The organism is Sedimentimonas flavescens (genome assembly GCF_019264375.1).
Lineage (GTDB): Bacteria > Pseudomonadota > Alphaproteobacteria > Rhodobacterales > Rhodobacteraceae > Rhodobacter > Rhodobacter flavescens.
Genome location: NZ_JAHVAI010000008.1, coordinates 15569 through 42226 on the forward strand (window position 1 = coordinate 15569; position 26658 = coordinate 42226).

The 26658-nt window shown below is 64.6% G+C and carries 27 protein-coding genes; 8 read left to right on the forward strand and 19 right to left on the reverse strand.

The window, feature by feature from the left end:
- Window positions 1-25 precede the first annotated feature (25 nt).
- Window positions 26-457 (forward strand): RrF2 family transcriptional regulator, encoded by a 432-nt coding sequence (locus KTQ37_RS09175; RefSeq protein WP_218630217.1) that lies wholly within the window; start codon window positions 26-28, stop codon window positions 455-457.
- A 6-nt stretch (window positions 458-463) separates the two neighbouring features.
- Here KTQ37_RS09175 and rpe read toward each other — a convergent pair whose 3' ends face one another.
- Genes rpe through KTQ37_RS09225 form a run of 10 tightly spaced genes read right to left on the reverse strand, consistent with a single transcriptional unit; the run spans window position 464 to window position 11293 of the window.
- Window positions 464-1138: a ribulose-phosphate 3-epimerase gene (rpe, locus tag KTQ37_RS09180; protein WP_218630218.1), complete on the reverse strand. Its 675-nt coding sequence runs from the start codon at window positions 1136-1138 to the stop codon at window positions 464-466.
- 11 nt (window positions 1139-1149) lie between these two features.
- The gene (gene cbbX / locus KTQ37_RS09185) at window positions 1150-2082 is read right to left on the reverse strand and encodes a CbbX protein (RefSeq protein ID WP_218630219.1); all 933 of its coding nucleotides are present in this window, start codon (window positions 2080-2082) and stop codon (window positions 1150-1152) included.
- Window positions 2083-2140: 58 nt separating this feature from the next.
- Window positions 2141-2560, reverse strand: a complete 420-nt coding sequence (locus KTQ37_RS09190) for a ribulose bisphosphate carboxylase small subunit (protein ID WP_218630220.1) — start codon at window positions 2558-2560, stop codon at window positions 2141-2143.
- A 24-nt stretch (window positions 2561-2584) separates the two neighbouring features.
- Window positions 2585-4042, reverse strand: a complete 1458-nt coding sequence (locus KTQ37_RS09195; protein WP_413243720.1) for a form I ribulose bisphosphate carboxylase large subunit — start codon at window positions 4040-4042, stop codon at window positions 2585-2587.
- A gap of 33 nt (window positions 4043-4075) precedes the next feature.
- A complete protein-coding gene (gene fba / locus KTQ37_RS09200; protein WP_218630222.1) occupies window positions 4076-5155 on the reverse strand; it encodes a class II fructose-bisphosphate aldolase in 1080 nt (359 codons plus the stop codon).
- Window positions 5156-5166: 11 nt separating this feature from the next.
- Window positions 5167-6375, reverse strand: a complete 1209-nt coding sequence (locus KTQ37_RS09205; RefSeq protein ID WP_218630223.1) for a phosphoglycerate kinase — start codon at window positions 6373-6375, stop codon at window positions 5167-5169.
- Window positions 6375-7376 (reverse strand): type I glyceraldehyde-3-phosphate dehydrogenase, encoded by a 1002-nt coding sequence (gene gap / locus KTQ37_RS09210; RefSeq protein WP_218630224.1) that lies wholly within the window; start codon window positions 7374-7376, stop codon window positions 6375-6377. Before gap ends, KTQ37_RS09205 begins: the two co-directional genes overlap by 1 nt.
- The gene (tkt, locus tag KTQ37_RS09215) at window positions 7373-9391 is read right to left on the reverse strand and encodes a transketolase (protein ID WP_218630225.1); all 2019 of its coding nucleotides are present in this window, start codon (window positions 9389-9391) and stop codon (window positions 7373-7375) included. Before tkt ends, gap begins: the two co-directional genes overlap by 4 nt.
- Before the next feature lie 10 nt (window positions 9392-9401).
- A complete protein-coding gene (locus KTQ37_RS09220; protein ID WP_218630226.1) occupies window positions 9402-10274 on the reverse strand; it encodes a phosphoribulokinase in 873 nt (290 codons plus the stop codon).
- 11 nt (window positions 10275-10285) lie between these two features.
- A complete protein-coding gene (locus KTQ37_RS09225; protein ID WP_218630227.1) occupies window positions 10286-11293 on the reverse strand; it encodes a class 1 fructose-bisphosphatase in 1008 nt (335 codons plus the stop codon).
- Between the two features lie 103 nt (window positions 11294-11396).
- Here KTQ37_RS09225 and KTQ37_RS09230 point away from each other — a divergent pair, with 103 nt between their 5' ends.
- A complete protein-coding gene (locus tag KTQ37_RS09230; RefSeq protein ID WP_218630228.1) occupies window positions 11397-12323 on the forward strand; it encodes a LysR family transcriptional regulator in 927 nt (308 codons plus the stop codon).
- 7 nt (window positions 12324-12330) lie between these two features.
- Here KTQ37_RS09230 and KTQ37_RS09235 read toward each other — a convergent pair whose 3' ends face one another.
- Entirely contained in the window at window positions 12331-13062 is a 732-nt protein-coding gene (locus KTQ37_RS09235) for a heparan-alpha-glucosaminide N-acetyltransferase (protein WP_218630229.1), read from the reverse strand.
- Window positions 13063-13241: 179 nt separating this feature from the next.
- On the opposite strand from KTQ37_RS09235, the gene KTQ37_RS09240 reads away from it, so the two are divergent.
- The 4 genes from KTQ37_RS09240 (at window position 13242) to KTQ37_RS17000 (ending at window position 17668) form a co-directional block, all read left to right on the forward strand.
- Window positions 13242-14276 carry an SH3 domain-containing protein gene (locus KTQ37_RS09240; protein WP_218630230.1) on the forward strand — a complete coding sequence of 345 codons (1035 nt, stop codon included), beginning with the start codon at window positions 13242-13244 and terminating at the stop codon, window positions 14274-14276.
- A gap of 304 nt (window positions 14277-14580) precedes the next feature.
- Window positions 14581-17028 (forward strand): nitrite reductase large subunit NirB, encoded by a 2448-nt coding sequence (gene nirB, locus KTQ37_RS09245; protein WP_218630231.1) that lies wholly within the window; start codon window positions 14581-14583, stop codon window positions 17026-17028.
- Window positions 17025-17345 carry a nitrite reductase small subunit NirD gene (gene nirD, locus KTQ37_RS09250; RefSeq protein WP_218630232.1) on the forward strand — a complete coding sequence of 107 codons (321 nt, stop codon included), beginning with the start codon at window positions 17025-17027 and terminating at the stop codon, window positions 17343-17345. Before nirB ends, nirD begins: the two co-directional genes overlap by 4 nt.
- 59 nt (window positions 17346-17404) lie before the next feature.
- The gene (locus KTQ37_RS17000) at window positions 17405-17668 is read left to right on the forward strand and encodes a hypothetical protein (RefSeq protein WP_236021160.1); all 264 of its coding nucleotides are present in this window, start codon (window positions 17405-17407) and stop codon (window positions 17666-17668) included.
- 52 nt (window positions 17669-17720) lie between these two features.
- Here KTQ37_RS17000 and aroQ read toward each other — a convergent pair whose 3' ends face one another.
- Together aroQ and KTQ37_RS09265 are read right to left on the reverse strand one after the other, a co-directional pair.
- Complete coding sequence (gene aroQ / locus KTQ37_RS09260; protein ID WP_218630233.1) at window positions 17721-18164, reverse strand: type II 3-dehydroquinate dehydratase; 444 nt, start codon at window positions 18162-18164, stop codon at window positions 17721-17723.
- 148 nt (window positions 18165-18312) lie between these two features.
- Window positions 18313-18624, reverse strand: a complete 312-nt coding sequence (locus KTQ37_RS09265; protein WP_218630234.1) for an ETC complex I subunit — start codon at window positions 18622-18624, stop codon at window positions 18313-18315.
- Window positions 18625-18791: 167 nt separating this feature from the next.
- Here KTQ37_RS09265 and uvrB point away from each other — a divergent pair, with 167 nt between their 5' ends.
- The gene (gene uvrB / locus KTQ37_RS09270) at window positions 18792-20975 is read left to right on the forward strand and encodes an excinuclease ABC subunit UvrB (RefSeq protein ID WP_218630235.1); all 2184 of its coding nucleotides are present in this window, start codon (window positions 18792-18794) and stop codon (window positions 20973-20975) included.
- Between the two features lie 62 nt (window positions 20976-21037).
- Window positions 21038-21721, forward strand: coding sequence for a DUF6782 family putative metallopeptidase (locus tag KTQ37_RS09275; protein ID WP_328799711.1), 684 nt, complete (start codon window positions 21038-21040; stop codon window positions 21719-21721).
- Between the two features lie 12 nt (window positions 21722-21733).
- Here KTQ37_RS09275 and KTQ37_RS09280 read toward each other — a convergent pair whose 3' ends face one another.
- From KTQ37_RS09280 to KTQ37_RS09305, 6 genes are all read right to left on the reverse strand, one after another.
- Window positions 21734-22333: a rhodanese-like domain-containing protein gene (locus KTQ37_RS09280; protein ID WP_218630237.1), complete on the reverse strand. Its 600-nt coding sequence runs from the start codon at window positions 22331-22333 to the stop codon at window positions 21734-21736.
- 66 nt (window positions 22334-22399) lie between these two features.
- Window positions 22400-23023, reverse strand: a complete 624-nt coding sequence (gene parA, locus KTQ37_RS09285) for a ParA family partition ATPase (RefSeq protein ID WP_218630238.1) — start codon at window positions 23021-23023, stop codon at window positions 22400-22402.
- 63 nt (window positions 23024-23086) lie between these two features.
- Window positions 23087-23404, reverse strand: coding sequence for an antibiotic biosynthesis monooxygenase (locus KTQ37_RS09290; protein WP_218630239.1), 318 nt, complete (start codon window positions 23402-23404; stop codon window positions 23087-23089).
- A 63-nt stretch (window positions 23405-23467) separates the two neighbouring features.
- Window positions 23468-24772 carry a TRAP transporter large permease gene (locus KTQ37_RS09295; protein ID WP_218630240.1) on the reverse strand — a complete coding sequence of 435 codons (1305 nt, stop codon included), beginning with the start codon at window positions 24770-24772 and terminating at the stop codon, window positions 23468-23470.
- Complete coding sequence (locus tag KTQ37_RS16750) at window positions 24769-25308, reverse strand: TRAP transporter small permease (protein WP_218630241.1); 540 nt, start codon at window positions 25306-25308, stop codon at window positions 24769-24771. The genes KTQ37_RS09295 and KTQ37_RS16750 overlap by 4 nt, the downstream gene beginning before the upstream one ends.
- Entirely contained in the window at window positions 25309-26325 is a 1017-nt protein-coding gene (locus KTQ37_RS09305) for a TRAP transporter substrate-binding protein (RefSeq protein ID WP_218630242.1), read from the reverse strand.
- Window positions 26326-26658: the final 333 nt, after the last annotated feature.

The following is a 26658-nucleotide window of genomic DNA, read 5'->3' on the forward strand; positions in this document are numbered from 1 at the left end:
TAACAATAAGACGACGAGTACTATCGTGAATGTTTCCAAGTTTACCGACTACGCCCTGCGACTCTGCCTCTACCTGGTGGCGAACCAAGACAAGGTTGTCCCGGTTTCGGAGATTGCCGAAGCGCATCAGTTGCCGCAGAGCAGCCTGCTGAAGGTCGTCTTGCGCCTTGTCGAAGGAGAGTTTCTGGTCAGCACCCGTGGGCGCGCTGGCGGAGTTCAGCTATCCCGCCCCGCCGCCGAGATCCGGATCGGCGATCTGGTTCAGTTCATGGAGGGCGATGGAGAGATGGTGGATTGCACGGGCTGCCTGTTGCAGGGTTCGTGCGGGCTGACGAAAACGCTGCGCGAGGCAAAGCGCGATTTCTACAAGAGCCTGAACCGCTCCAGCCTTGCCGATGCGGCGCTCTCGCATCCGCGCACGCTTGCGCTGCTGCTGGCGGCCAGCCCCAAGGGCTGAGGCCCCTCAGCCGCCCCGGATCGCGCGGATATTCGTGCCATAAGGCGACGGGTCATCGACCGAACCGCCCCGAAAGACCGCCGATCCGGCCACCAGAACATCGGCGCCTGCTGCCGCGACAAGCGGCGCGGTCGTGGCATCCACCCCGCCATCGACCTCAACATGGATCGGGCGATCTCCGATCATCTCGCGCAGTCGTGCGATCTGGCTGACCTGCGAATGGATAAACCTTTGCCCGCCGAAACCCGGGTTCACGGTCATCACGCAAACCAGATCGCACAGATCCAGAAGCGGTGCCGCGACCTCGACCGAGGTGCCGGGGTTGAGCGCCAGCCCAGCCCGCATCCCCGCCCTGCGGATCGCTTGCAGCGTGCGATGAATATGCGGCCCGGCCTCGAAATGCGCGGTCAGGATATCGGCCCCTGCGTCGGCATAGGCGTCGATATAGGGATCGACCGGGGCGATCATCAGATGCACGTCCATCACCGTGCGCACATGGCGGCGCAACGCCTTAACCATGGGCGGGCCGAAGGTGAGGTTCGGCACGAAATGGCCATCCATCACGTCGATATGGATCCAGTCGGCCCCCTCGGCCTCGACGGCGCGGACCTCGCGCCCGAAATCGGCGAAATCGGCGGCCAGGATCGAGGGCGCGATCTTCAGCGAGCGATCGAAGCTCATCGCATCCTCCGTCATTCCGCAGCCTGTGCGCGGCGTACCCGGTCAACGTCCAGCCCGCCGCGGAACACGCGGCTTGTGCGCAGGTCGGCCTCGGTCAGTGTGGACAGGTCTGCGGCCGTCAGCGGCCCCTTGGCCTCGGAGAACAAACGGTTCGCCTGACGCAAGCGCGCTCGGTCAAGCGCATTGCGGATCGAGCGGGCATTGGCGAAATGCGGCTGGCCACGACGCAGCGCGATATATTCCTCCATCGCCGCGCGGGCAGCCGGGTCGAAGGTGTAGTTCTGCTGGCCAAGCATGATGTCGGCGATCTTGAGCAACTCGGGGTCGCTATAGTCGGGAAATTCGATGTGATGCGCGATGCGAGAGCGGAAACCGGGGTTCGATTCAAAGAAGCGATCCATCCGGTCGGCATAGCCCGCCAGGATCACCACCAGATCGTCGCGATTGTTCTCCATCACCTGAAGCAGGATCTCGATGGCTTCCTGACCGTAGTCGCGCTCATTCTCGGGGCGATAGAGGTAATAGGCCTCATCGATGAACAGCACCCCGCCCATCGCTTTCTTGAGCACTTCCTTGGTCTTCGGCGCGGTATGGCCGATGTATTGCCCGACCAGATCGTCGCGCGTCACCGTCACCAGATGCCCCTTGCGCACATAGCCAAGCTTGCGCAGCAGTTCGGCCATCTTGAGCGCGACGGTCGTCTTGCCGGTGCCGGGGTTGCCGGTAAAGCTCATGTGCAAGGTCGGCGTTTCGCTGGCCAGACCCAACTCGCGCCGGGCCTTGTCCACCAGCAACAGCGCCGCCGTCTCGCGGATGCGCTGTTTGACCGGACCAAGGCCGATCATCTCTCGGTCCAACTCTTCCAGAACCTCGCGCACACCGCTTTCCGCATAGGCGGCGGCAAGGTCCACGGTCGCGGGGCGGGTCGGGGCGTCTTCGGTCATGGCGGATCCCTTCGGGTGGCATGGGCGGCCCAAGGGAAGCCCCCGGGCCGCGTATCTGTCAGGCGTAACGCTGGCCTTCGGGTTCGCGCACCGCGTAGCTTTCGATCGTGTAGCGCACCACGCGGCCCTCGCCCTCTTGCCGCACGACGCGGAAGCCCGGCTCGGTCTTCGGGCGGTTGACGATGAAGCTCATGCGGATCGACTCCCAGCCGGGGCTGGCGTCGAAGGCGATGACGCGGATGTATTTCCCGCCGTGCAGCTTGCGGCACTCGTTGACCTCGTAGACCACGGCGGCGGCGTCCGGGTTGTCGAACATCGGGTGGCCCCACATCTCCCAGTAGGTATTGCGGGGGTGCGGGTCGTCGGTGAACTCGACTGACACCGCCCACCCCTTGTCGATGGCATATTGGGCCTGAACGCGGATATCCTCATCCGTCAAATCCGGCAGGTAGCTGAACTGTCCTTGCGTAAGACGCATGTCTTTTCTCCTTTTCCCAATCGGTTACATCGACACGCCGGGCGTCGGCGCAAAGTCCGGCGCGTCGGTCGAGGCATAGTCGAAGCTGACGTTCTTCCAGGTATCGAGGGCCTGCTTGAGCGGCGTGCAGGTCTTGGCGGCATCGCGCAGGATGTCCTCACCCTCGTTCCAGATGTCGCGTCCTGAGTTGCGGGCATAAAGCATCGCCTCCAGCGCGACGCGGTTGGCAGTCGCGCCCGCCGCGATGCCATGCGGGTGGCCGATGGTGCCGCCACCGAATTGCAGCACGACATCCTCGCCCAGATAAGTCAGCAGCTGGTGCATCTGCCCTGCGTGGATCCCGCCCGAGGCAACCGGCATCATCTTGTTGAGCGAGGCCCAGTCCTGATCGAAGAAGATCCCGTTCTCCAGCGCCATCGGGTTATATTCCTCGCGGAAGATGTCGTAGTAGCCCTTGGTGGTGGCCGGGTCGCCTTCGAGCTTGCCGACGACGGTGCCCGCATGCAGGTGATCGACGCCCGCAAGGCGCATCCATTTGGCGATGACGCGGAAGCTGACGCCATGGCTGCGCTGGCGCGTGTAGGTCGAGTGCCCCGCGCGGTGCAGGTGCAGGATCATGTCGTTGTCGCGCGCCCATTTGGCCATCGACTGGATCGCCGTGTAACCGATCACCAGGTCGATCATGATGATGACCGAGCCAAGCGACTTGGCGAATTCGGCGCGGGCATACATCTCTTCCATCGTGCCGGCGGTGACGTTCAGGTAGGTGCCCTTCACCTCGCCCGTCGCGGCCGAGGCGCGGTTGACGGCCTCCATGCAGTAGAGAAACCGGTCGCGCCAGTGCATGAAGGGCTGCGAGTTGATGTTCTCGTCATCCTTGGTGAAGTCGAGCCCGCCCTTGAGCGCCTCATAGACTACGCGGCCATAGTTGCGCCCCGAAAGGCCCAGCTTGGGCTTCACGGTCGCGCCCAGAAGCGGGCGGCCATAGCAGTTCAGGCGCTCGCGTTCGACCACGATACCGGTCGCGGGGCCCTGGAACGTCTTCACATAGGCCACCGGCAGGCGCATGTCCTCAAGGCGCAGCGCCTTGAGTGGCTTGAAGCCGAAGACGTTGCCGATGATCGAGGCGGTCAGGTTCGCGATCGAGCCGCCCTCGAACAGGTCGAGGTCATAGGCGATATAGGCAAAGAACTCGCCGGGCGAATTCGGCACCGGGTCCACGCGGTACGCCTTGGCGCGGTATTTCTCGCAAGCCGTCAGGCGGTCTGTCCAGACCACCGTCCAGGTCGCGGTCGAGCTTTCGCCCGCGACGGCGGCTGCGGCCTCGACCGCGTCCACCCCGTCTTGCGGCGTGATGCGAAAGAGCGCGATCACATCGGTATCCTTGGGGGTGTAGTCAGGCTCCCAATAGCCCATCTGGGCGTATTTCATGACGCCGGCCGAGTAGCGCTTGGCTCCGGTGACGGTCTTGGATTCGGACATGTCGTTCATCTGGTTTCTCCTCCCATTGGTGTTTCAGGCGGCGCGCGCGGCCGCGATCCGGGGATCGAGCGCGCCCGAGGCGTAGCGTTTGGCCATTTCGTCCAGCGATACCGGCTTGATCTTTCCGGCTTGCCCGGCTGTGCCGAAGCGCTCGAACCGGTCGCGGCAGAGGGCTTCGAGTTCCTTCATCGCCGGGATCAGGAACTTGCGCGGGTCGAACTCGCGCGGCTTTTCGGTGGCGACCTTGCGGAACTGGCCGGTCATCGCCATACGGCAGTCGGTGTCGATATTGACCTTGCGCACGCCCATGCGAATCCCGCGCTCGATCTCTTCCACCGGAACGCCATAGGTCTGGGGCATCTCTCCGCCATAGGCGTTGATCAGGTCCTGCAACTCCTGCGGCACCGAGGAGGAGCCATGCATGACCAGATGCGTGTCAGGGAGCTTTTCGTGGATCGCGGCGATGGTCTTCATCGACAGGATCTCGCCATCGGGCTTGCGCGAGAATTTGTAGGCCCCGTGCGAGGTGCCGCAGGCAATCGCCAGCGCATCGCATTTCGTGGCCATCACGAAATCCACGGCCTGATCGGGATCGGTCAGCAGCTGATCGTGGCTCAGCTTGCCTTCCGCGCCTGAGCCATCCTCGGCTGCCGCCTCGCCGGTCTCAAGGCTGCCCAGAACGCCCAGTTCCCCCTCGACCGAGGCGCCGACCGCATGGGCGGCCTGCGTCACGCGGCGGGTGATGGCGACGTTGTAGTCATAGCTCGCCGGGGTCTTCATATCCTCTTCGAGCGAGCCATCCATCATCACGCTGGTAAAGCCGTGGCGAATGGCCGAAAGGCAGGTGGCCTCGTTATTGCCGTGGTCCTGATGCAGGACGACAGGGATATCGGGATAGGTCTCGGCCAGCGCCTGCACCATGTGGCGCAGCATGATGTCGCCGGCGTAAGAGCGCGCACCGCGGCTGGCTTGCAGGATCACGGGCGCGTCGCAAGCGGCGGCAGCGGCCATGATCGCCAGCCCCTGTTCCATGTTGTTGATGTTGAACGCCGGGACGCCGTAGCCCTGCTCGGCGGCGTGATCCAGAAGCTGGCGCAAGGTAATCAGTGCCATCGTGTCCTCCCTCAGGCAGCACATTCGGCGGCGTGAAGTGCCGCGATACCGGGAAGCTCCCTGCCCTCGATCCATTCGAGGAAGGCGCCCCCGGCGGTGGAGACGTAGGTGAAATCCTGGGCCGCCCCGGCCGCGTTCAGCGCGGCGACGGTATCGCCCCCGCCCGCAACCGAGACAGCACGGCCCGCGCGGGTCAGCTCGGCGGCCTTTTGTGCCAGCGCGACGGTGGCCGCGTCGAAGGGCTGCATCTCGAAGGCGCCAAGCGGGCCGTTCCACAGGATCGTGCGGCAATCCTCCAGCACGGCTGCGAACTCGGCCACGGCCTCGGGGCCAGCGTCCAGGATCATCGCATCCTGTGGGCAGGCATCGGCGGGCACCACCTCATGGGCGGCATGCGCCTTGAATTCGCGGGCGACCACCACATCGCGTGGCAGGTGCAGGCAACAGCCATGCGCCCGGGCGAGAGCTTCGATCTCCCTGACGGTCCCGACCTGGTCGGCCTCGTGAAGCGACCGGCCCATGGCCGCCCCAGAAGCGAAGAGAAAAGTATTGGCCATGCCCCCGCCGATGATGACGTGATCAAGCTTGCGCACGAGGTTCTTGAGCACGGCGATCTTCGAGGACACCTTGGCGCCCCCTACGATGGCGACGGCAGGCTTTTGTGGCGCTTCAAGGGCCGCCGACAGCGCGTCGATCTCTTCGATCAGCAGCGGCCCGGCATAGGCCTGAAGCAGGCGCGCCAGCGCATCGGTCGAGGCATGGGCGCGATGCGCGCAGGAAAAGGCATCGTTGACGTAGATATCCCCGAGCTTGGCCAGTTCGGCGGCAAAGGCGGGCTCGTTATCCGTCTCACCCTCATTATAGCGCAGGTTCTCGCACAGCAGCGCCTCGCCATCGCGCAGGGCATTCGACAGGATCACCGCCGAGTTGTCCGCGCAGACATCCGAAAAGCGCACATCGACCCCAAGCGCACGGCTGAGCGCCGGGCGCAGCTTGTCCACCGAATAGGCCGGGTTCATCTCGCTGCGCTTGGGGCGGCCGAAATGCGTCAGGATGACCAGCCGCGCGCCCCGTGCCAAGAGCGGGCGCATCCCGGCGGCGAAACGGTCGATGCGCGTGGTGTCGGTGACGCGCCCATTCTCGACCGGCACGTTCAGGTCGGCCCGCACCAGCACGCGCTTGCCGCGCACATCAGCCCGGAGGATCGAGGGAAGCGCCATCAGTTCAGCCTCCCCATCGCCACGGCGGTATCGGCCATGCGGTTCGAGAAACCCCACTCGTTGTCATACCAGCTCAGGATACGCACGAGGCGGCGATCCATGACCTTGGTCTGATCCATGTGGAAGATGGACGAGCGGCTGTCATGGTTGAAATCCATGCTGACATTGGCCGCCTCGGTATAGCCAAGCACGCCCTTCAGCGGCCCGTCGGCAGCGGCGCGGATGGCCGCGTTCACCTCTTCGATCGTGGTGTCGCGGGAGGCCTCGAACAGCAGATCGATGACCGAGACATTGGGCGTCGGCACCCGGATCGCCACCCCGTCAAGCTTGCCGTTCAGCTCGGGCAGCACAAGACCCACGGCCTTGGCGGCCCCGGTCGAGGTCGGGATCATCGACAGACCTGCGGCGCGGGCGCGGTAAAGATCCTTGTGCATCGTGTCCAGCGTGGGCTGGTCGCCCGTGTAGCTGTGGATCGTGGTCATGAAGCCCTTGTTGATGCCGATGGCATCGTTCAGCGCCTTGGCCACGGGCGAGAGGCAATTGGTGGTGCAGGACGCGTTCGAGACGATCCGGTCCTCATGCGTCAGGCTGCGGTGGTTCACCCCGAAGACGATGGTCTTGTCGGCGCCGCTCGCGGGGGCGGAAACCAGCACCCGGCGCGATCCGTTCTCAAGGTGCAGCGCGGCCTTGGCTCGGTCGGTAAAGATGCCGGTGCATTCCAGTGCAACGTCGACGCCCTGCCAGGGCAGCTCACGCGGGTCGCGCAGGGCGGTGACCTTGATCGGGCCGCGGCCGACATCCATCATGTCGCCTTCGACGGTGATCTCACCCGGAAAGCGGCCATGCACACTGTCGAAGCGCAGCAGATGCGCGTTAGTCTCGACCGGACCCAGATCGTTGATAGCGACGACCTCGATATCGTCGCGCGCCGCCTCCGAGATCGCGCGCAGAACGTTGCGCCCGATGCGGCCAAAGCCGTTGATGGCAACTGTAACGGTCATGCCAGTTCCTCTTGCTTGCGGTTGTTTGCGATGGCCCGTTCAGCCGCCTCGGCGACGGCGTCGGGCGTGATGCCGAAATGTTCGTAAAGCCGGGCCGCCGGGGCCGAGGCACCAAAGCCCGTCATGCCGACAAAGGCGTCATTGCGTTCGAGGAACAGATCCCAGCCCTGGCGGATCGCAGCCTCGATACCCACACGCGGGGCCGAGCCGCGCACCCGCAGCCGATAGGCGGGGCCTTGCTCGGCGAAAAGCTCGAAACACGGGGCCGAGACGACGGCGGCACGGAGGCCACGCGCTTCGAGCAGGCGGGCGGCAGCAACAGCGATCTGCACCTCCGAACCCGTGGCGATCAGGGTGACGTCGCGCCCCTCGACCGGGTCACGCAGCAGATAGGCGCCGCGCGCGGTCAGGTTCTCGTCGATATGGCGGCCCCGGATCATCGGCAGGTTCTGGCGTGACAGGATCAGCGCGGTCGGCCTGCCCTCGGCGGCGGCGGCGATCTGCCAGGCCTCGGCAGCCTCAACCGCATCGGCGGGGCGGATCACGTTGAGGTTCGGCATCGCCCGCAGCGAGGCCAGATGCTCGACCGGCTGATGGGTCGGTCCGTCTTCGCCAAGCCCGATGCTGTCATGCGTCAGCACATAGGTGACCGGCACGCCCATCAGCGCCGAAAGCCGGATTGCCCCGCGGGCATAGTCGGCAAACGCGAGGAAGGTGCCGCCATAGGGGCGCAGCCCCCCGTGCAGCGCGATCCCGTTCATCGCGGCGGCCATGCCGTGTTCACGGATGCCATAGTGGATGTAGCGCCCGCTGAAATCGCCGGGGCGGACCGAGATCATCCCCTTGCTGCGGGTATTGTTCGAGCCGGTCAGATCGGCCGAGCCGCCAACGGTATTGGGCAGGGTCTCATTCAGCACCTCCAGCGCCATCTCGCTGGATTTGCGGGTGGCGACTTTGGGCGCGCTCTGGATCAGGCTGTGCTTGTAGGCGCCGATGGCGGCATCAAGCGCGCGGGCGTCCGGGGCGGCGTGGAAGGCTGTGAATTCGTCGCGCAGGGGCGACTTGGCCAGACGTGCGGCCCAAGCTGCATGGGCCTCACGGCCCCGTTCGGCTACGGCGCGCCATTCCGCATAAACCGCCTCGGGGATCTCGAACGGGGCGCTCGTCCAGCCAAGGGCCTCGCGCGCCGCCGCGATCTCGGGCGCGCCGAGGGGGGCGCCATGCACGTCGTGGCTGCCCTGCTTGGTCGGCGCGCCGTAGCCGATTACCGTGCGGCAGGCGATCAGGCTGGGGCGCGCGTCGGCGCGAGCGGCCTCGATCGCAGCAGCGATTTCCTCGGCGGCGTGGCCATCGACGCGCTGCACATGCCAGCCGCTTGCGGCGAACCGAGCAAGCTGGTCGGTCGAGGTCGAAAGCTCGGTCCCGCCGTCAATGGTGATACCGTTGTCGTCCCACAGAACGATCAGGCGGCCCAGACCCAGATGCCCGGCCATGTCGATCGCCTCATGGCTGATCCCCTCCATCAGGCAGCCATCGCCCGCGATGACATAGGTGAAATGGTCCACCAGTTCGTCGCCAAAGCGGGCGTTCAGCATCCGCTCGGCCAGCGCCATGCCGGTGGCGGTCGCGATCCCCTGCCCCAGCGGCCCGGTCGTGACCTCGATCCCGGCGGCGTGCCCGTATTCCGGATGCCCCGCCGTGCGGCTGCCGAACTGCCGGAAGGCGCGCAACTGGCCCATGGGCATATCGGCATAGCCCAGCAGATGATGCACCGCGTAAAGCAGCATCGAGCCATGCCCCGCCGACAGTACGAAGCGGTCGCGATCCGCCCAACCGGGCGCCGAGGGGTCGAGCTTGACGAAACGCTTGAACAGCACCGCCGCAACATCGGCCATGCCCATCGGCATCCCCGGATGGCCCGATTTCGCGGCCTCCACCGCATCCATCGTCAGCGCGCGGATGGCATTGGCCATCATCGTCTCGGCAGGGGTCGAAAGCTGGGCGATCTCGTTCATGGCTGTCTCCTCAGGCGCGCCGCGCGTCATTGACGAGGCGGTGGATCATCGGCGTGAAGATCAATTGCATGGCGAGGTCGAGCTTGCCGCCGGGGATCACGATGGAATTTGCCCGGCTCATCCAGCTGCCCTGGATCATCGAGGTCAGGTAGGGAAAGTCGATGCCGCGCGGGTTGCGAAAGCGGATCACCACAAGGCTTTCATCCGCCGTCGGGATCCAGCGCGCGATGAACGGGTTCGAGGTATCAACGACCGGCACGCGCTGAAAATTTACATCCGTTTCAGTGAATTGCGGGCAGATGCAGTGCACATAGGCGTGCATCCGGCGCAGGATCGTGTCGGTCACGGCCTCGGTCGAGTAGCCCCGGCTGGCCTTGTCACGATGGATCTTCTGAATCCATTCGAGGTTGATGACCGGCACGACCCCGATCTTGAGATCGGCATGCGAGGCGATGTTCACATCGTCATTGACGACGGCGCCATGAAGGCCCTCGTAGAACAAGAGGTCCGAGCCATCCTCGAACGCCTCCCATTTGGTGAACTTGCCCGGCGCGGTGCCCCTGCGTTCGGCCTCGCGGTCGTCATGGACGTAATGGCGGGTTTCGCCCCGGCCCGTCTCGCCATAGGTACGAAAAACCTCTTCGAGCTTGGCCAGTTCATTGGCCTCGTAGGAAAAATGGCTGAAGGTTGCGTCGCCGGCAGCCGTGCGGGCCTCAAGCTCGGCCTTCATCGCGGCGCGGTCGTAGCGGTGGAAGGCGTCGCCCTCGATGGAAACCGCCTTGATCCCCTCGCGGCGAAAGATCTGGTCGAAGGTCGATTTGACCGTCGTGGTGCCAGCCCCCGACGAGCCGGTCACCGAGATGACAGGGTGTTTCTTGCTCACTTTGTTGATCCTCAGACTCGGAAAAGGCTGCGTTCAGAGAAGAGCGCCGATGTCTCGGCGGGGGGCAGATCGTGGTAGACGGTGACCCGGTCCATCTGGGCGGGCGACCCGAAGATCAGCGGCACACGCTCGTGCAGGTCCTCGACGCGCTGATCCATGATGGCCAGCAACCCGTCGCTGGCCTTGCCCCCGGCCTGTTCGATGACAAAGGCGATGGGGGCGCATTCGTAAAGCATCCGCAGGCGGCCCCGCGTATAGCCACGCCGCGCGTCACCGGGGTAGAGGAACAACCCGCCACGGGTCAGGATGCGGTGCGTCTCGGCCACCAGCGAGGCGATCCAGCGCATGTTGTAATTGCGCGCATGCGGCCCCTCTTCGCCCGCCAGGCAGTCGTCGATATAGGCGCGGATCGGCACCGGCCAGTGGCGGTAGTTCGAGGCATTGATGGCGAACTCACCCGATTGCTCGGGCAGGCACAGATGGTCTTGCGCCAGTTCGAAGACCTGCGTTTCGGGGTCGAGCGTGTAGTAGCGCACGCCCTGCCCGAAAGTGACGATCAGCGAGGTCTGCGGCCCGTAGATGATATAGCCCGCCGCGATCTGGTCGCGGACCCGGCGCAGAAAGCTGGCCTCGGCGCCCCCACAGGCTTCGTAGATCGAAAAGATCGTACCGATCGAGACGTTGACGTCGATGTTCGACGAGCCATCAAGCGGGTCGATGGCCAGCGCAAGGTGGCCCGTGGGCTCAAGCTCGACGATCTCCTCGCGCTCTTCCGAAGCGAAGTAGCGCACGCCCGTCCCGCTCAGCGCCGCGGCGAAGGCGGTATCGGCCAGCACATCCAGCGCCTTTTGCCCGTCGCCACCGGTGTTGGTGCCCACGTTGCGCCCAAGCGAGGCACCAAGCGGGCCGCGGGCAATCTGCCGCGACAGGCTGCGCCCGACCGAGCAGAGCGCGCTGATCGCAGGCAGCAATGCGGTGGGTATCCCCTCGGGGGAAATCGGCGCGATCGTCGAACCCATGGCTTCCTCCCAAGCTGATTTCGGCGTTTCGTTGAGCTGACGCTTGCATGGGGTTTGTTTTTATGAAATTTAAAAGAAAGGAATTCCTCTTAAATAAAATCTAATGATAGACCCTGACCGCATAAAGCTCAGCCAGTTGCGCGCCCTTGTGGCGGTGGTCTCGGATGGCTCGATCACCGGGGCGGCCGAGCGGCTGAACCTGACCGCACCAGCCATCCATACCCAGTTGAAATTGCTTGAAGATACCGTCGGAACGGCGCTGCTGAACCGCACCAGGGGCCAAGCAATGACGCTGACCGAGGCCGGGCAGGTTCTGTTCGACGCCGCCGCGCGGATCGAGGGGGAGCTGACGCGCGCCCTGCGCGACATTGTCGCAGTTCAGGAGGGGCACGAGGGCCGCGTGCATCTGGGCGTCGTGTCCACCGGCAAGTATTTTGCACCGGGAATCGTGGCTGCGATGCGCAAGTGCTGCCCCGGCATCGACGTGCGCCTGTCGATCGGCAACCGGCAAGAGATCATCCACGCGCTCGACACCCGCACCCTGCACCTGGCGATCATGGGGCGGCCGCCGCGCACGCCCTCGGTCATCGCCGAGCGGCTGGGCAACCACCCCCATGTCATCATCGCCGCGCCGGACCACCCCTTGGCCGGGATCGGCGAAGTGCCCGACGCCGCGCTGCTGCGCGAAACCTTCATCATGCGCGAGGAAGGCTCGGGCACACGCATTCTGGCGAACCGGTATCTTGACCGGATCGGCAGCGGTCAAGGCTACGGCAGCATCGTCATGGACAGTAACGAGACGATCAAGCAGGCGGTGATCGCCGGCCTCGGGATCGCGCTAATCTCAGAGCATACCGTGATCGAGGAGTTGCGCAGCCGCAGGCTGGTCCGCCTGCCCGCCAAGGGGCTGCCATTGATCCGCGAATGGTACATCCTGCACACGAGCGACACGCCCCTGACCCCGGCCGCCACACGCATTCAGGACGAGATCCTCGCCATGAATGGCTCTTACCTGCCGCATCTGGATTAAGTGCCGTTCAGGCAAGCACCCGCGCCGCCAGATAGGCCAGGCCGAACAGGATCGGCTGGTGCACCAGATAGATCGCAAGGCTGTGCCTTCCGGGCCAGGCTAGCCAGCGCAGGCTTTCACCCCGCCCGCGCAATCCCTGCCAAAGGCCCGCGGCATCCGCCGCCTTGGCCAGCGCAAGACCCAGCAGGAACGGCCCGGCCCAGGGGAAGATCGGCTCATAATCCATCGAGGGCGGGTGCTGCGCGCCAAGCCCGAGCCAGACCAGCGCGGGATGGTCGAACACCCCGCCGATAACGTACTGCGGCACCACAAAGAACACCGCCGCGCCGATCAGGATCGCGACCGTGGGCAGGCGCAAGAATGCCAGCCCGATCAGGCTACTGACCGCGATCGAGTGCAGGATACCGAAGTAAACGAACCGACTGGGGTCAGCGACATAGGTGGCCAGCGACACGCCCGCCGCCGCCAATGCAATTACACCGAGGCGGCGCCAATACGCCCGCGACCGGAACTGATGCCCATGCGCCAGATAGAGGCTGACCCCCGCGAGCAACACGAAACTGCCCGCGACCATGCGCGCGAAGTAGGACCAGAAGCCCGTCGTCGCAAGCCCCGCCGGAAGCAGCCCGAACCACGTCAGGTCATAGACCGAATGGTAGATCACCATCCCGACAAGCGCGAAGCTTCGCGCCAGATCAAGGGCATGGATACGCGCGGTCTGGGGTTGGGGGGCGCTCATGCGGCACTCACGGCTGGTGACGGGTCTGGCCCGGCTTTAGCACGGCGCGTAAACCTTGACCGCGAAAATCGCCCGCCTCACGCAATCGCTATGGCCCGAAGGCTTAACGTGAGAATTCGCGGGGCGCATCGTCACAAGCCCATGCTAGGATGTGCCCGTCCAGCACCGGAGGGAACGCCATGAAGCTCAAGATCGCCGCCCTGTTGTGCGCCCTGCTTGCCGCTGCGAGCGGCGCGCAGGCGCAAGATCAGATCCGCGAGGAAAGCGTGGCCTTTCCCGCAGGTCAGACAGGAACGCGCCAGAGCGGCACGATCACCGGATACGATGCGGTCTCTTACATGATCGGTGCGGAAGCCGGGCAGCGCATGGTGCTTGGCCTCGAAGCCTCCAACAACCAGACCTTTTTCACGGTATTCGGCCCCGGTCAGGCGCCGGGGGGCGCGGGGCTTGCCGCAAGCGACCTGACCGGCCCCATGGTGCCCGAGATTAATCGTTTCGACGTGACGCTGGACACCTCGGGCTATTACCGTGTGCTTGTCTATCAGATGCGCAATGCGGCGCGGCAGGGGCTGAGCGCGTCCTATACGCTCGATATCGCCGTGACCGGCACGACAGGCGCGATTGTCGAAGGCGACTTTGCCGACGGGCTGGCGGGTGGCCCGGATTACTACGCCGTGCGCACCGCAATGCCGGGCGGCTCGCTGAATATACGGCAGAGCGCCAGCGCGGGTGCCGCGATTCTGGGTCAGGCGGCGAACGGGGCGCAACTGCGCAACCTCGGCTGCCGGATGGCCGAGGGGCGGCGCTGGTGCCGTGTCGCGACGCTTTCCGACCCCCGGCTGGAGGGGTGGGCCGCAGGCGAGTTCCTGATCGAAGGCAGCGGCCCGATCGAGCCCGACATGACGCCCCTGCCCGCCGAACAGGACGCCATGGTCCCCGGCACCGCGTTCCACGCCACCGGGCCGCTCCCCTGCCAGCGCGACGGAATGGCGGCCGAGTGCACCTTCGGCGTAATCCGCGCAGGCAATGGCAATGGGCGCGTTGTCATCTCATGGCCCGACGGCAGCAGCCGGGAGATCACCTTCGAGGGCGGTCTCCCCACCGCATCGAACGCCGACGCCCCCATGATCGTGACGCGTGAGAGCGACAGGACAATCCTCACCATCGGGCCCGAGTTCTACGACATCCGCGATGCGGTGATCTGGGGCGGCTGAGCGCCGCACTCAGATCCAACGCCGAAGCCCTGCGCCAACCGCTTCGCGGCCACGTCCGACACAAGAACGCGCTCAACTTCATCAGCGTGGCGCCCAAGTGATCGAAAATTGTGCAGCACCGACTTTTTCGCGCAGGCAGCATTTTGCTGCGATTGCACGGTATGCATCTTCATATGAAATAAAAGGCGAACGGGTCCGGCAACGGTGTCGGCCCAACTGATCGCCCGAAAGGGCCCGCAGCAACGGCGCTGCATCTTTTCCCGAACCCGGCCGGTTTCCGGCCCTGGCGAAGATGGAGTGCCACATGTCCAAGCAGCGACTCGTCATCATCGGCAATGGTATGGCCCCCGGCCGTATGCTCGAACATCTCTTCGAGGTGAGCGACGCCTTCGAGGTGACGATTTTCAACGCAGAGCCCCGCGTGAACTACGACCGCATCATGCTGTCGCCGGTTCTGTCGGGCGAGAAAACCTATACCGACATCATCATCCACGGCGAAGGCTGGTACGCAGAGCGCGGCATCACCCTGCACAAGGGCGAGAAAATCGTGCAGATCGACCGCGACGAGCGCAAGGTCGTCTCGGACAAGGGCACTGTCGCGCATTATGACCGGCTGGTGATCGCCACCGGCTCGTCCCCCTTCATCATCCCGGTGCCCGGCTCTGACCTGCCCGGCGTACTGGCCTATCGCGATCTCGACGATACCGAGGGCATGATTGCCGCCTCGACGAAAGGCGGGCGCGCCGTGGTTATCGGTGGCGGCCTCCTGGGCCTTGAAGCCGCCGCAGGCCTGAAGCTGCGGGGCATGGAGGTGACCGTCATCCACCTGATGCCGACGCTGATGGAGCGCCAGCTGGACAGCGCCGCAGGCTACCTGCTGCAACGCGAGCTTGAAGGCCGCGGCATCGAGGTGCTCTGCCAGGCCAACACCAAGCGCATCATCGGCACCGACCGAGTCGAAGGCGTGGAGCTGGCCGACGGCCGCATCATCGACGCCTCGCTGGTCGTGATGGCCGTGGGTATCCGTCCGAACGTCAAACTGGCGCAAGAGGCCGGGCTGGCCGTCAACCGTGGCATCATGACCGATGCGACCATGCGCACCTCGGACCACTCGATCTACGCGGTGGGCGAATGCGTCGAGGTCGGCGGGATGGTCTATGGCCTCGTCGCCCCCCTCTACCGCATGGCCAAGGTCGCCGCCGAGCATCTGGCCGGCCCGTCGAAGGCCGAGTTTGCCCATGCCGAGACCCCGACAAAGCTCAAGGTCACCGGCGTGAACCTCTATTCGGTGGGCGATTTCGCCGAAGGCCCCGACCGCGAGGATATCGTGCTGCGCGATGCAGCACGCGGCAGCTACAAGCGCGTAATCCTCAAGGATAACAAGATCATCGGCGCTGTTCTTTACGGCGATGTCGCCGATGGCGGCTGGTATAACGAGATGCTGAAATCCGGCGAGGACGTCGAAGGAATGCGCGAGACGCTGATCTTCGGGCAGGCCTATCAGGGCGGCGGTAATGCTGACCCGCTGGCCGCCGTGGCGAGCCTGCCCGACGATGCCGAGATCTGCGGTTGCAACGGCATCACCAAGGGCCAGATCATGGCCGCGATCCGCGACAAGGGCCTGACCTCGCTGGCCGAGGTGCGCGCGCATACCAAGGCCTCGGCCTCCTGCGGTACCTGCACGGGGCTCGTCGAGAATGTCATGGGCCTGACGCTTGGCGATACCTTCGTCATCCCACAGGCTGCCGGCATGTGCCCCTGCACCACGCATGGCCATGGCGAGGCGCGCCGCCTGATCCGCGCCAAGGGGCTGAAATCCATCCCCGCCGTGATGCAGGAGCTGGAGTGGTCCACCCCCGAGGGCTGCGCCAAGTGCCGCCCCGCGCTGAACTATTACCTCGTGTGCGACTGGCCGGGAGAATACACGGATGATCAGCAATCGCGCTTCATCAACGAGCGTGTGCACGCCAACATCCAGAAGGACGGCACCTATTCGGTCGTGCCGCGCATGTTCGGCGGCCTGACCACCGCCGATGAGCTGCGCGCCATCGCGGATGTGGCCGATCGCTACAGCATCCCCACGATCAAGGTCACCGGCGGCCAGCGCATCGACCTTCTGGGCGTGAAGAAGGAAGACCTGATCCCGGTCTGGAAGGATCTCAACGACGCCGGGATGATCTCGGGCGCGGCCTATTCCAAGGGTCTGCGCACGGTCAAGACCTGCGTCGGCAAGGATTTCTGCCGCTTCGGCACGCAGGACTCGATGGGCCTGGGCGTCAAGCTTGAGAAGTTCCTCTGGGGTTCGTGGTCGCCCGCCAAGCTCAAGCTCGCAGTCACCGGCTGCCCGCGCAACTGCGCCGAGGCGACCTGCAAGGACATCGGAGTGATCTGCGTCGATAGCGGCTACGAGATCGTCTATGGCGGCGCGGCGGGCCTGCATATCCAGGGCACCACCAAGCTTGGCAACGTCAAGACCGAGGCTGAGGTGATCGAGGTCATCGGCGCCATGACCCAGATGTATCGCGAGCAGGGCTTCTACCTGGAGCGCATCTACAAATGGGCCGAGCGCGTGGGCTACGAGCACATCAAGGACGTGATCCTGAACGACCTTGAGGCGCGCAAGGCCTTTTACGACCGCTTCGTCTATTCGCAGCAATTCGCGCAGACCGACCCCTGGGCCGAGCGCGTCGCGGGCGCCGAAGCGCATGAATTCAGCAACATGGCAGAAATCAAACTGGAGGCCGCGGAATGAACGCCCCGCTCAGAAACTGGGTCGCGATCGGCTCGATCAACGACATTCCGCGCCAGGGCGCGCGTTGCGTGAAGAACGGCGAGATGACCATCGCGGTTTTCCGCACCTCGGACGACCAGGTCTTCGCGCTCGAAGACAAATGCCCGCACAAGAATGGGCCGCTCAGCCAGGGGATCGTGCATGGCGGATGCGTCACCTGCCCCCTGCACAACTGGGTGATCTCGCTCGAAACCGGCGCCGCGCAGGGTGCCGACGAAGGCCAGACCGCCTCCTTCCCCGTCAAACTCGACGGTCAGACCGTACTGCTTGGTCTCTGACCTCTCCAACAAAGGGACAGATTACGGCTTACGTCCAGCCTGCCGAATTCGCCGCCAAGATGATCGAGGCCGGTGAATCCAAGACCCTGATGTCGACCAAGGGCACGCTGATCCGCGCCTATATGGCAGGCGCGATCCTCGCGCTGGCCGTGCTCTGCATCGTGCTGGCGGGCTTCGCCTGTCGCCGACCCATAGCAGCCAACAGGATGAAGCCGCGCCGATCCTGTCAGAAGACACGCCGAGAAATCCGGCGACGGCATCATTCGGCTATCGACTTCGACAGACCGTCACCCGCGTTTTCAACGCCAAGGGCGACCGCGTGAAGATCGAGATGCGCGCGGCCAGTACCTGCAGTATCGCGCCAGGTAAGGCCGCTCAGCCCGCCAAAAGCGAACACACCCGGCGCACGCAAAGCGCGTAGCCCTCGACGCCGAAGCCCGCCATCACCCCGTCCGCGCGCAACGAGACATAGGAGTGGTGGCGAAAGCTTTCGCGCTTGTGCACGTTCGAGATATGGCACTCGAAGACCGGCCCCTCGAAGGTATTCAGCGCATCGAGGATCGCGACCGAAGTATGGGTATAGGCGCCGGGGTTGATCACGATCGCGCAGGCCTCGTCGCGCGCGCGGTGGATCAGCTCGACCAGACCGCCTTCGTAGTTTGACTGGAACAGCTGAACCTCGAACCCCTTCTCGGCCGCGACGGCGGCGCAGGCCCGCTCAACGTCGTCCAGCGTGTCATGGCCATAGATCTCGGGCTGCCGCTTGCCGAGCAGGTTCAGGTTGGGTCCGTTCAGAATAAAGATCGGCTTGCGGCTCATGGGGTTCTCTCCGGTCGTGCTGCGCCACTCCTTGTTAGCCCAGCATTCGCCCTGTGGCGAGTGTTTGCGCAACCTCCGAGGCGCAAAGCAAAAAAGCGCGCCATTCGGCGCGCTTTGGTTCTGGTCCCCTGAAACGGGAAACGTTCGCTCAGTGCGTCCAGTTCGCGCGGCGATCCGAGGCGAAGTTTTCGCCATAACCACGGGTGCGGATGTTGGCGGCGCGCTTGTGCGGTTCGGTCACGGTGTACTCGAGGCCCTGCTCCTTGGCATAGGTCTCGGCGGCCTCGCGGCTTTCGAACTTGAGGCGCACCTGCGACTGCGTGTCGTCCGAGCTGGTCCAGCCCATCAGCGGGTCGATATCGCGCGCTGTCGCCGGAGCGAAGTCCAGATACCAGATCTTGGTCTTGGCTTGGCCGGATTGCATGGCATTGCGGGCCGGCTGATAAATACGCGCGCGCATGGCTTATCTCCTCGGATGCTTGGCCTTTCTTAGTCAATCGGGCCAAAAGCGCAAGCCCTTTGGGCGCCTTGGCCTGTCAATTGCCGCCGATTGCCGCGCTGCGGCCATAGCAGACCTTGCAAGAGAACAAAAATAGATCAAATTAGGCAGGCCCCGGAGGTTTCGCCATGCCGCACAACAATTCCAACATGCCGATGCACCGCCCCGAAGTGCTGACCCGCCCCAAGCTCGAGGGCGGCAAACGCTTTGTGATGAAGACCGAATTCGACCCGGCGGGCGACCAGCCGACGGCCATCGCGGAACTCGCGGGCGGCGTTCTGGGGGGCGAGCATGACCAGGTTCTGCTTGGCGCCACCGGCACCGGCAAGACCTTCACCATGGCCAAGGTGATCGAGCAAACGCAGCGCCCCGCCATCATCCTGGCGCCAAACAAGACGCTGGCCGCGCAATTGTATGGGGAATTCAAGGGCTTCTTCCCCGACAACTCGGTCGAATATTTCGTATCCTACTACGACTATTACCAGCCCGAGGCCTATGTGCCGCGCTCGGACACCTATATCGAGAAGGAATCGCAGATCAACGAGCAGATCGACCGGATGCGCCACTCGGCCACCCGCGCGCTCTTGGAGCGGGACGATGTGATCATCGTGGCCTCGGTCAGCTGCATCTACGGTATCGGCTCGGTCGAGACCTATTCGGCGATGACGCTCGATCTGACGGTGGGTGACCTGATCGATCAGCGCAAGTTCCTGTCGGATCTGGTCGCGCAGCAATACAAGCGCCTCGACGCCGCCTTCCAGCGCGGCTCGTTCCGGGTCAAGGGCGATACGGTGGATCTGTGGCCCGCGCACCTCGAAGACCGCGCCTGGCGCTTCAGCTTCTTCGGAGAAGAGCTTGAATCCATTATCGAGTTCGACCCGCTGACCGGGCAGAAGTCCGACAGTTTCAAGCAGATCCGCATCTACGCCAACAGCCACTACGTCACCCCGCGTCCGACGCTTCAGCAGGCGATCAAACAGATCCGGGTCGAACTGGCGCAGCGGCTCAAGCAATTCAACGATGAGGGCAAGCTGCTGGAAGCGCAGCGGCTGGAGCAGCGCACAAACTTCGACCTGGAAATGCTTGAAGCGACCGGCGTTTGCAACGGGATCGAGAATTATTCGCGCTACCTGACCGGCCGTGCACCCGGCGAGCCGCCGCCGACGCTGTTCGAATTCATCCCCGATCACGCCATCGTCTTCGCCGACGAATCCCACGTCACCGTGCCGCAGATCGGCGGCATGTATCGCGGCGACTTCCGGCGCAAGTCCACCCTGGCCGAGCACGGATTCCGCCTGCCGTCCTGCATGGACAACCGTCCGCTCAAGTTCGAGGAATGGGACGCGATGCGCCCGCAATCGGTCTTCGTTTCGGCCACTCCGGCGGCGTGGGAGATGGAGCAGGCTGGTGGCGTCTTCGCCGAGCAGGTGATCCGTCCCACGGGCCTTCTCGATCCGGTGGTCGAGATCCGCCCGGTCGAAACCCAGGTCGATGACGTCCTTGACGAAATCCGCCTTGTCGCGGCGCGCGGGATGCGCACGCTGGTCACCACGCTGACCAAGCGCATGGCCGAGGACTTGACCGAATACCTGCACGAACAGGGCGTGCGGGTGCGCTACATGCACTCGGACATCGACACGATCGAGCGGATCGAGATCCTGCGCGATCTGCGCCTTGGGGCCTTCGACGTGCTGGTCGGCATCAACCTGCTGCGCGAGGGGCTCGACATCCCCGAATGCGGGCTGGTCGCGATTCTCGATGCCGACAAGGAGGGCTTCCTGCGCTCGGAGACCTCATTGATCCAGACCATCGGCCGCGCCGCGCGCAACGCCGAAGGGCGCGTGATCATGTATGCTGACAGGATCACCGGCAGCATGCAGCGCGCACTTGATGAGACGAACCGCCGCCGCGCCAAGCAAATGGCCTATAACGAGGAACACGGCATCACGCCCCAAACCGTGCGCAAGAACGTCGAGGACGTGCTCGCGGGCCTGTGGCAGGGCGACACCGATATGTCGCGCGTCACCGCCACGATCGAGAAGCCGATGCTGGGCGCCAACCTCGCCGCCCATATCGACGGCCTGCGCGAGACCATGCGCAAGGCCGCCGAGAACCTCGAATTCGAGGAAGCCGCCCGCCTGCGCGACGAAATCAAGCGACTCGAAGCCGTCGATCTGGCCGTGCATGACGACCCGATGGCCCGCCAATCCGCCGTCGAAGAGGCCGCTGAGGCCGCGATCAAGGTCAAGGGCCGCTCGACCGCAGGCCGACCGGGACAACGCGGCGGGGTGAAGAGAAGGAAGGGGCTGTGAGATTTGCGACGCCGATACTCGCTGCCTTGCTAGCCTGCGCACTCCCGGCTCAGGCACAGCGGATGGATTGCGCCCCGCCCCCTTTCCAATCGCACCAAGGCGTCGCGGATCTGGCTGCGGCGGTCGAGCCGGTCCTGGCGCGCTTCCCCGCTCTACGCGCGACACTTTTCCAGGAGGCGCGCTCGCTTTGTCTGGCCGACACCTTGCACGACGCGCGCGGATATCTTGAGGCAGACGCTCTACGCATCGTGATCGCAGCCGACCTGCCACCACGGCTGCAACAAGCCATCCTGATCCATGAACTGCGCCACCTGCAGCAGCAATCGGCGGGCACCTGCCCCGCCCCCGACCTGTCGATGCGAGAAAACGCGCGGGCAATCTTTGCGATGGAGGCCGATTCCAGCGCCTACAGCCTTACCGTCGCTTGGGAACTATGGCAGGACGGCCTGCCCGATCTGTGGGAGGCTCTCTCACTCTGGCCAATGCAGGCGGATATCGCGCGGACTTACCGGCAGGCATTCACGCAAAACGGTAACGCGGCATACGCTGCCAGCGCGGCGTTCACGCAATGGTATGCGAACCCGATCCGGCGCGAGAGCTATTACATCGCGGCATGTTCCGATTATCTCGAACAGCTCGACCGCAACCATCTCCCGCCCGGCAGCGGGCGCCTGCCACCCGACTTCTTTCGCCAACTCTGCAAATTGCCAGACGGCTCGCCCTATCCCTGCGAAGAGGCGGGATAGGGCGTCGCAAACTCAGCTTTGCGGCGTCACCGTCAGCCCCAGCATCCGCCAGGCCTGCATACCGCCGCGATAATAATAGATTTTCTCGGCAGGGAAACCCGCTTCGATCATGCGCCGGGCGGCGGTGGGCGACTGGCCGCACCAGGGACCGTTGCAATAGAGCGCGGCGGATTTCACGCCCTCGACCGAGCAGTCAAACCCGTCGAAATCAGGCTCGCAGCCCAGTTCACCCAAGCGGTCGGCGGCCTCGGTATAGGGAACGCTGATCGCTCCGGGGATGGCGCCCGCCTCGAAATCGGCGCGCACGCGGCCATCGATGACCACCACACTCGGGTCTTGCAGGAACTGCAGCATCTCAAGCTCGCCGATCGGTGTAACGCCCGGCGCCGGGATCATCGGCTGAAGGCAGAAATTCGGGCAGGGACGCGAGGTGCGCGCCCATTCGCCGCTTAGCTCATTCGCGTTGTCCTGAATGCGCGCGATCTCGACCGGACCGGAGTCGGTCTCGACCGTGACGCTCATGATATCTGGGGTGATGCCCACCGGGGCGTTCTCGGCCAGAACCGGGGCCGAAAGGGCCAGAATTGAAACAAGACCCAAAGCAATGCGCATTACATCCTCCCTGATTGTAACGCGCGAACACTAACATGCGAATTATTGAATATCTATAGCTTCCGTTCAGTCTCTCAGCTCAGCCAACAGGGCCAGAACCTCGGTATGGGCCGGGCCCTTACGCGCGGCCTCAAGCGCGCCAAGCCCCTGCCCGAGCGTTTCGGCATAGACCACGCGATGGGCCAGAACCGTGTCGAGCAGATCGGCATCAAGCTGTTCGGCGGATTCGCGCACCTCGGCGTCAAGCCGGGTGCCGCGCTTGACGCGGTTGAGGACAACCTTGGGCCGTTTATTCTCGCGTTTGGCGAGGTCAATCACGCCCTCGGTCGCCCAGAGGTCCACATGGCTGGCCGCGACCGGAACAAGGATTACATCGGCCTCGCGCAGCGCGGGGCGCAGGTCGCTGTCGACCTTGGGCGGCGTGTCGATGATCACCACGTCCACGCTGCGCTTGAGCTTTTCGACTTCATAGCTGACGCCCCAGGCCGAGGAGGTCGAGAACTCCAGCCCGGGCTCGCCCAGCACATCGCGGCGCGCCAGAAACCAGCGCCCGAGCGACCCCTGCGGATCGGTATCGAGCAGCGCCACGCTCAGACCTTGTTGCAGGAAGCCGACTGCCAGGTTCACCGCCAGCGTCGTCTTGCCAGCACCGCCTTTTTGCTGCGCAACCGTAATGACCAGTCCAGACATCCCCACCTCCTATGCCGCAGCGCAGCATAGGCTGAGTCGTCATGGAATGCACGTCCTTTGGCGTCAATAGTCGCCGAAGACCTCATACATCACAGGTTCGAAGCTGCGGCACAGCGTAGCGATATGCCGGTTGCGGGTGATCATCTCGGCCGAGCGCAGCATGGCCTGGTAGTCGCCGCGCTTCTCCCATTTGGAATAGGTCGCAATGCGGGTATGGGCGTCGTTCATGTGAACACCGGCCCCGATGAAGCCGGGCTGGTGGCGGATGCAATTCTCATAGGCATCCGTCAGTGCCTCCATCAGCTCCATCGCGGTGGCGGGCGTCATCTCGAACGTGCAGATGACGGTTTGTCCGGTGAAATCCTTGGTGATCTCGGTCATGGCGGGTCCTCCTGCGGTCATGCTTGCACAGCGACGCAGGAAAATCACCCGTTTTCAAAGACCTCAGAGCATCACAAGCGCGATCCCCGGCACTGCAAAGATCAGCGCTGTGCGCAGCAGGTCGCTCGCCACGAACCAGATCACGGTGCGCCAGGTGGCCGACATCGGCGTCGTCTCGTCGATGGCGTTGATGACAAAGAGATTGAGTCCCACCGGCGGGGTGATGAGGCCAACCTCCACCACGATCAGCACGAGAATGCCGAACCAGATCGCGGTCGCCTCGGCCTCCATGCCGAAATCAAGGCCCGCGACGATGGGCCAAAAGGTCGGGATTGTCAGCAGAATCATCGAAAGGCTGTCCATGAAACAGCCCAGCACGAGATAGAGGATCAGGATCAGCGCAAGAATCGCATGAGGGGTCAGACCCCACGCGCCGATCACGTCGGCCAGTTCCTGCGGCACCCGCGTAATGCCCAGAAACCCGTTATAGACAGCGGCACCCAGGATGATGAAGAAGATCATCCCCGTGGTTTCGACTGTGGCCAGCAGCGCGCGGCGCAATCCACCGGCTCCAAGCGAAACCCAGGCCATCAACCCGACGCCCGCCGCACCGACCGCCGCACCCTCGGTGGGCGAGAAGAGCCCGCCATAGATCCCGCCGACGACCAGCATGAAGATCGCCACCACTTGCCAGATTTGTGCAACCGCGCGCAAACGCGCAGGCCAAGGCTGCGCGGCACGCGTGCCGGCGGCCTGTGGATGGCGCCGCAGGTAAAGCGCCACGACAAGCATATAGCCCAGCATCGCCAGCAGCCCCGGAACGATGGCGGCGGCGAAAAGCCGGGCGATGTTCTGTTCTGTCAGAATCGCGAAGATCACCAGCACGACCGAGGGCGGGATCAGGATGCCAAGCGTCCCGCCCGCCGCCAGCGCGGCGGTCGAAAGCCCACCTGCATAACCCGCCGCGCGCATCTCGGGCAGGGCCACGCGGCCCATCGTCGCCGCCGTGGCCAGCGACGAGCCGCAGATCGCCCCGAACCCCGCGCAAGCGCCGATCGCCGCCATCGCCAGCCCCCCCTTGCGATGACCAATGAGCGCATCGGCCGCACGAAAGAGCGCGCGGCTCATACCTCCCTGCGTGGCGAACTGGCCCATCAGCAGGAAAAACGGCACGACTGACAGGTCGTAATTGGCGAAGGTCGAGAAGGCCTCGTTCTTGATCTTTGCAAGCCACATGTCGGGGCTGCCGGTGACCAGCCACAGCCCCCCTGCCCCGACCGCCAGCATCGCCAGACCGATGGGCGCGCGCAGCGCGATCAGCACCAGCAGCAGCGGGAACGAGACCAGACCAAGCGCCAGATCGCTCATCGCGCGCTCCGTCCGGGGCGGGCCAGCGCCGCACCGGTCTGCGCGGCAGCGACCAGCGCGGTCAACCACGCGCCGGGAAGGCAGGCCGCGTAGAACCACCAGAGCGGCCAGCCCAGCAGAAACGTCGTCGTGCCAGAGCGCATCTTGCCCAGCATCCCCGCCCCCAATCGCCATGCGATGACCGCCATCAGAAGTGCGGTGAGCGCGGGCCAAGCGATGGCCAGTACCCGCCGTGCAGGGTGCGGTAAACGCTCGGCCAGAAAATCGACGCGGGCATGGGCATGGTTATGCTGAACCAAGGGCAGCGCCGCGAAGACGATCATCGGCAGGCTGGCCTCGATCAGCTCAAAGCTGGCCTTGAGCGGCCCAAGCCCCGCAAGCACACCCGTCACGGTCTCTCCCAGCCACGCCGCGTGCGAGAGCTTCTGCGCCGCCGAGCCAAGCGCACTCAGCCCGACCATCGCGATCAGCCCCAGCAGCGCCAGCCCACCGGCCAACGCCAGCGCTCGTACAGCGAAATCGAGCGCGCGGGCCACTTACCGCGAATGCGCGGAGATGCCCGCGCGGGCTTTCTCAAGAAGCGCCTGACCGTCGATGCCCTGCGCTGAAATCTCGGCAACCCAGGCGTCGATCGCGGGCGCGGCGGCAGCCTCCCATACCGGTGTCTCGACTGCGGGAATGGTGACGATCGCATTGCCGAGCTTTTCGGCCACCGCGCGCGAGGGGACATCCTCGGCCTGTTGCAGCTTGCCCGCCTGAGCCGAGAATGCCGCGCCCGAGGCCGAGTCGATTGCGGCTTTCAGATCATCGGGCAGACCTTCGTAGGCGTCCCTGTTCATCGCCAGAATGAAGGTCGCGGTATAGATCGATGGCCCGGCAAACTCGGTATGGTTATGCACGATCTCGCCGACCTTGAGCGAGGCTGAGACCTCCCAGGGCAGGAGCGCCCCGTCAATCGTGCCTTTCGACAGGGCCTCGGGCACGGCCGGAACCGGCATTCCAACGGCGGTCGCGCCCAACTGTTCCAGCAGTTTCGTTGTCACACGCGACGGACCGCGCAGCTTCAACCCGGCCAGATCCTCAACCTTCGCGACGGGTTTGCTGGCGTGAATCACCCCCGGCCCATGGACCCAGGCGCCCAACAGGTGCAGATCGGCGAAGTCGGTCGCCACCATATCCGACTGAGCGAGATCCCAGAAAGCGGCAGACGCGGCCTCGGCATCGGCGACCATGAAGGGCAGTTCGAACACCTCGGTGCGCGGGAAGCGGCCCGGCGTGTAGCCCGGCAGCGTCCAGATGATGTCCACCACACCATCGACCACCTGATCGACCAGATCGCCCGGTTTTCCGCCAAGCTGCATCGCCGGATAGTGCTGCACCTCGATCCGTCCGCCCGAGGCCGCCTCGACCGAATCGATCCACGGGTTGAGGATTTGCGCGGGCACGAAGCTTGTTTCGGGCAGGAACTGGTGCAGACGCAGGGTAACCTCCTGCGCGGCCAACGGGCCAGCAAGCCCAAGGCAAAGGGCGGCAAGCGTAAGGGTACGGATCATGGCGGCTCCTCCTGTCCGGGTCAGTTTATTGCGGCCCGTCCCCGGCCTGTCCAGTGCCAGCCGCGACACCCGGGCCGCGCGGCGCGACACGCCCGCCGTCGCGCGAGCGGTTCGCCCCATGGCGAAGCATCGCGGATAGCGCTCAAAATTTCAGCAATCATGACAGGGAAGTAACGGAAATGTTGCAAGCCACGCGTTTTCAAGCAAGTCTTTCCCAGTCGGTCAAAGTTTGACGACCAATGAGCGCCCGCGTCGCAAGACTGTCACAGAAGGCGCCTAGCTGCTAGTCGGCGCCCATTCCGGGCCCGAGAGATCCGATTGACGGGGAGAGAT

Excerpts from the sequence above, each read along its gene's own strand:
- rpe (WP_218630218.1), bottom strand. The coding sequence starts at position 1,138 with ATGAGCTTCGATCGCTCGCTGAAGATCGCGCCCTCGATCCTGGCCGCC.
- cbbX (WP_218630219.1), bottom strand. The coding sequence starts at position 2,082 with ATGACCGAAGACGCCCCGACCCGCCCCGCGACCGTGGACCTTGCCGCC.
- KTQ37_RS09190 (WP_218630220.1), bottom strand. The coding sequence starts at position 2,560 with ATGCGTCTTACGCAAGGACAGTTCAGCTACCTGCCGGATTTGACGGAT.
- KTQ37_RS09195 (WP_413243720.1), bottom strand. The coding sequence starts at position 4,042 with ATGTCCGAATCCAAGACCGTCACCGGAGCCAAGCGCTACTCGGCCGGC.
- fba (WP_218630222.1), bottom strand. The coding sequence starts at position 5,155 with ATGGCACTGATTACCTTGCGCCAGCTTCTGGATCACGCCGCCGAGCAG.
- KTQ37_RS09205 (WP_218630223.1), bottom strand. The coding sequence starts at position 6,375 with ATGGCGCTTCCCTCGATCCTCCGGGCTGATGTGCGCGGCAAGCGCGTG.
- gap (WP_218630224.1), bottom strand. The coding sequence starts at position 7,376 with ATGACCGTTACAGTTGCCATCAACGGCTTTGGCCGCATCGGGCGCAAC.
- tkt (WP_218630225.1), bottom strand. The coding sequence starts at position 9,391 with ATGAACGAGATCGCCCAGCTTTCGACCCCTGCCGAGACGATGATGGCC.
- KTQ37_RS09225 (WP_218630227.1), bottom strand. The coding sequence starts at position 11,293 with ATGGGTTCGACGATCGCGCCGATTTCCCCCGAGGGGATACCCACCGCA.
- KTQ37_RS09230 (WP_218630228.1), top strand. The coding sequence starts at position 11,397 with ATGATAGACCCTGACCGCATAAAGCTCAGCCAGTTGCGCGCCCTTGTG.
- KTQ37_RS09235 (WP_218630229.1), bottom strand. The coding sequence starts at position 13,062 with ATGAGCGCCCCCCAACCCCAGACCGCGCGTATCCATGCCCTTGATCTG.
- KTQ37_RS09240 (WP_218630230.1), top strand. The coding sequence starts at position 13,242 with ATGAAGCTCAAGATCGCCGCCCTGTTGTGCGCCCTGCTTGCCGCTGCG.
- nirB (WP_218630231.1), top strand. The coding sequence starts at position 14,581 with ATGTCCAAGCAGCGACTCGTCATCATCGGCAATGGTATGGCCCCCGGC.
- nirD (WP_218630232.1), top strand. The coding sequence starts at position 17,025 with ATGAACGCCCCGCTCAGAAACTGGGTCGCGATCGGCTCGATCAACGAC.
- KTQ37_RS17000 (WP_236021160.1), top strand. The coding sequence starts at position 17,405 with ATGATCGAGGCCGGTGAATCCAAGACCCTGATGTCGACCAAGGGCACG.
- aroQ (WP_218630233.1), bottom strand. The coding sequence starts at position 18,164 with ATGAGCCGCAAGCCGATCTTTATTCTGAACGGACCCAACCTGAACCTG.
- KTQ37_RS09265 (WP_218630234.1), bottom strand. The coding sequence starts at position 18,624 with ATGCGCGCGCGTATTTATCAGCCGGCCCGCAATGCCATGCAATCCGGC.
- uvrB (WP_218630235.1), top strand. The coding sequence starts at position 18,792 with ATGCCGCACAACAATTCCAACATGCCGATGCACCGCCCCGAAGTGCTG.
- KTQ37_RS09275 (WP_328799711.1), top strand. The coding sequence starts at position 21,038 with ATGGATTGCGCCCCGCCCCCTTTCCAATCGCACCAAGGCGTCGCGGAT.
- KTQ37_RS09280 (WP_218630237.1), bottom strand. The coding sequence starts at position 22,333 with ATGCGCATTGCTTTGGGTCTTGTTTCAATTCTGGCCCTTTCGGCCCCG.
- parA (WP_218630238.1), bottom strand. The coding sequence starts at position 23,023 with ATGTCTGGACTGGTCATTACGGTTGCGCAGCAAAAAGGCGGTGCTGGC.
- KTQ37_RS09290 (WP_218630239.1), bottom strand. The coding sequence starts at position 23,404 with ATGACCGAGATCACCAAGGATTTCACCGGACAAACCGTCATCTGCACG.
- KTQ37_RS09295 (WP_218630240.1), bottom strand. The coding sequence starts at position 24,772 with ATGAGCGATCTGGCGCTTGGTCTGGTCTCGTTCCCGCTGCTGCTGGTG.
- KTQ37_RS09305 (WP_218630242.1), bottom strand. The coding sequence starts at position 26,325 with ATGATCCGTACCCTTACGCTTGCCGCCCTTTGCCTTGGGCTTGCTGGC.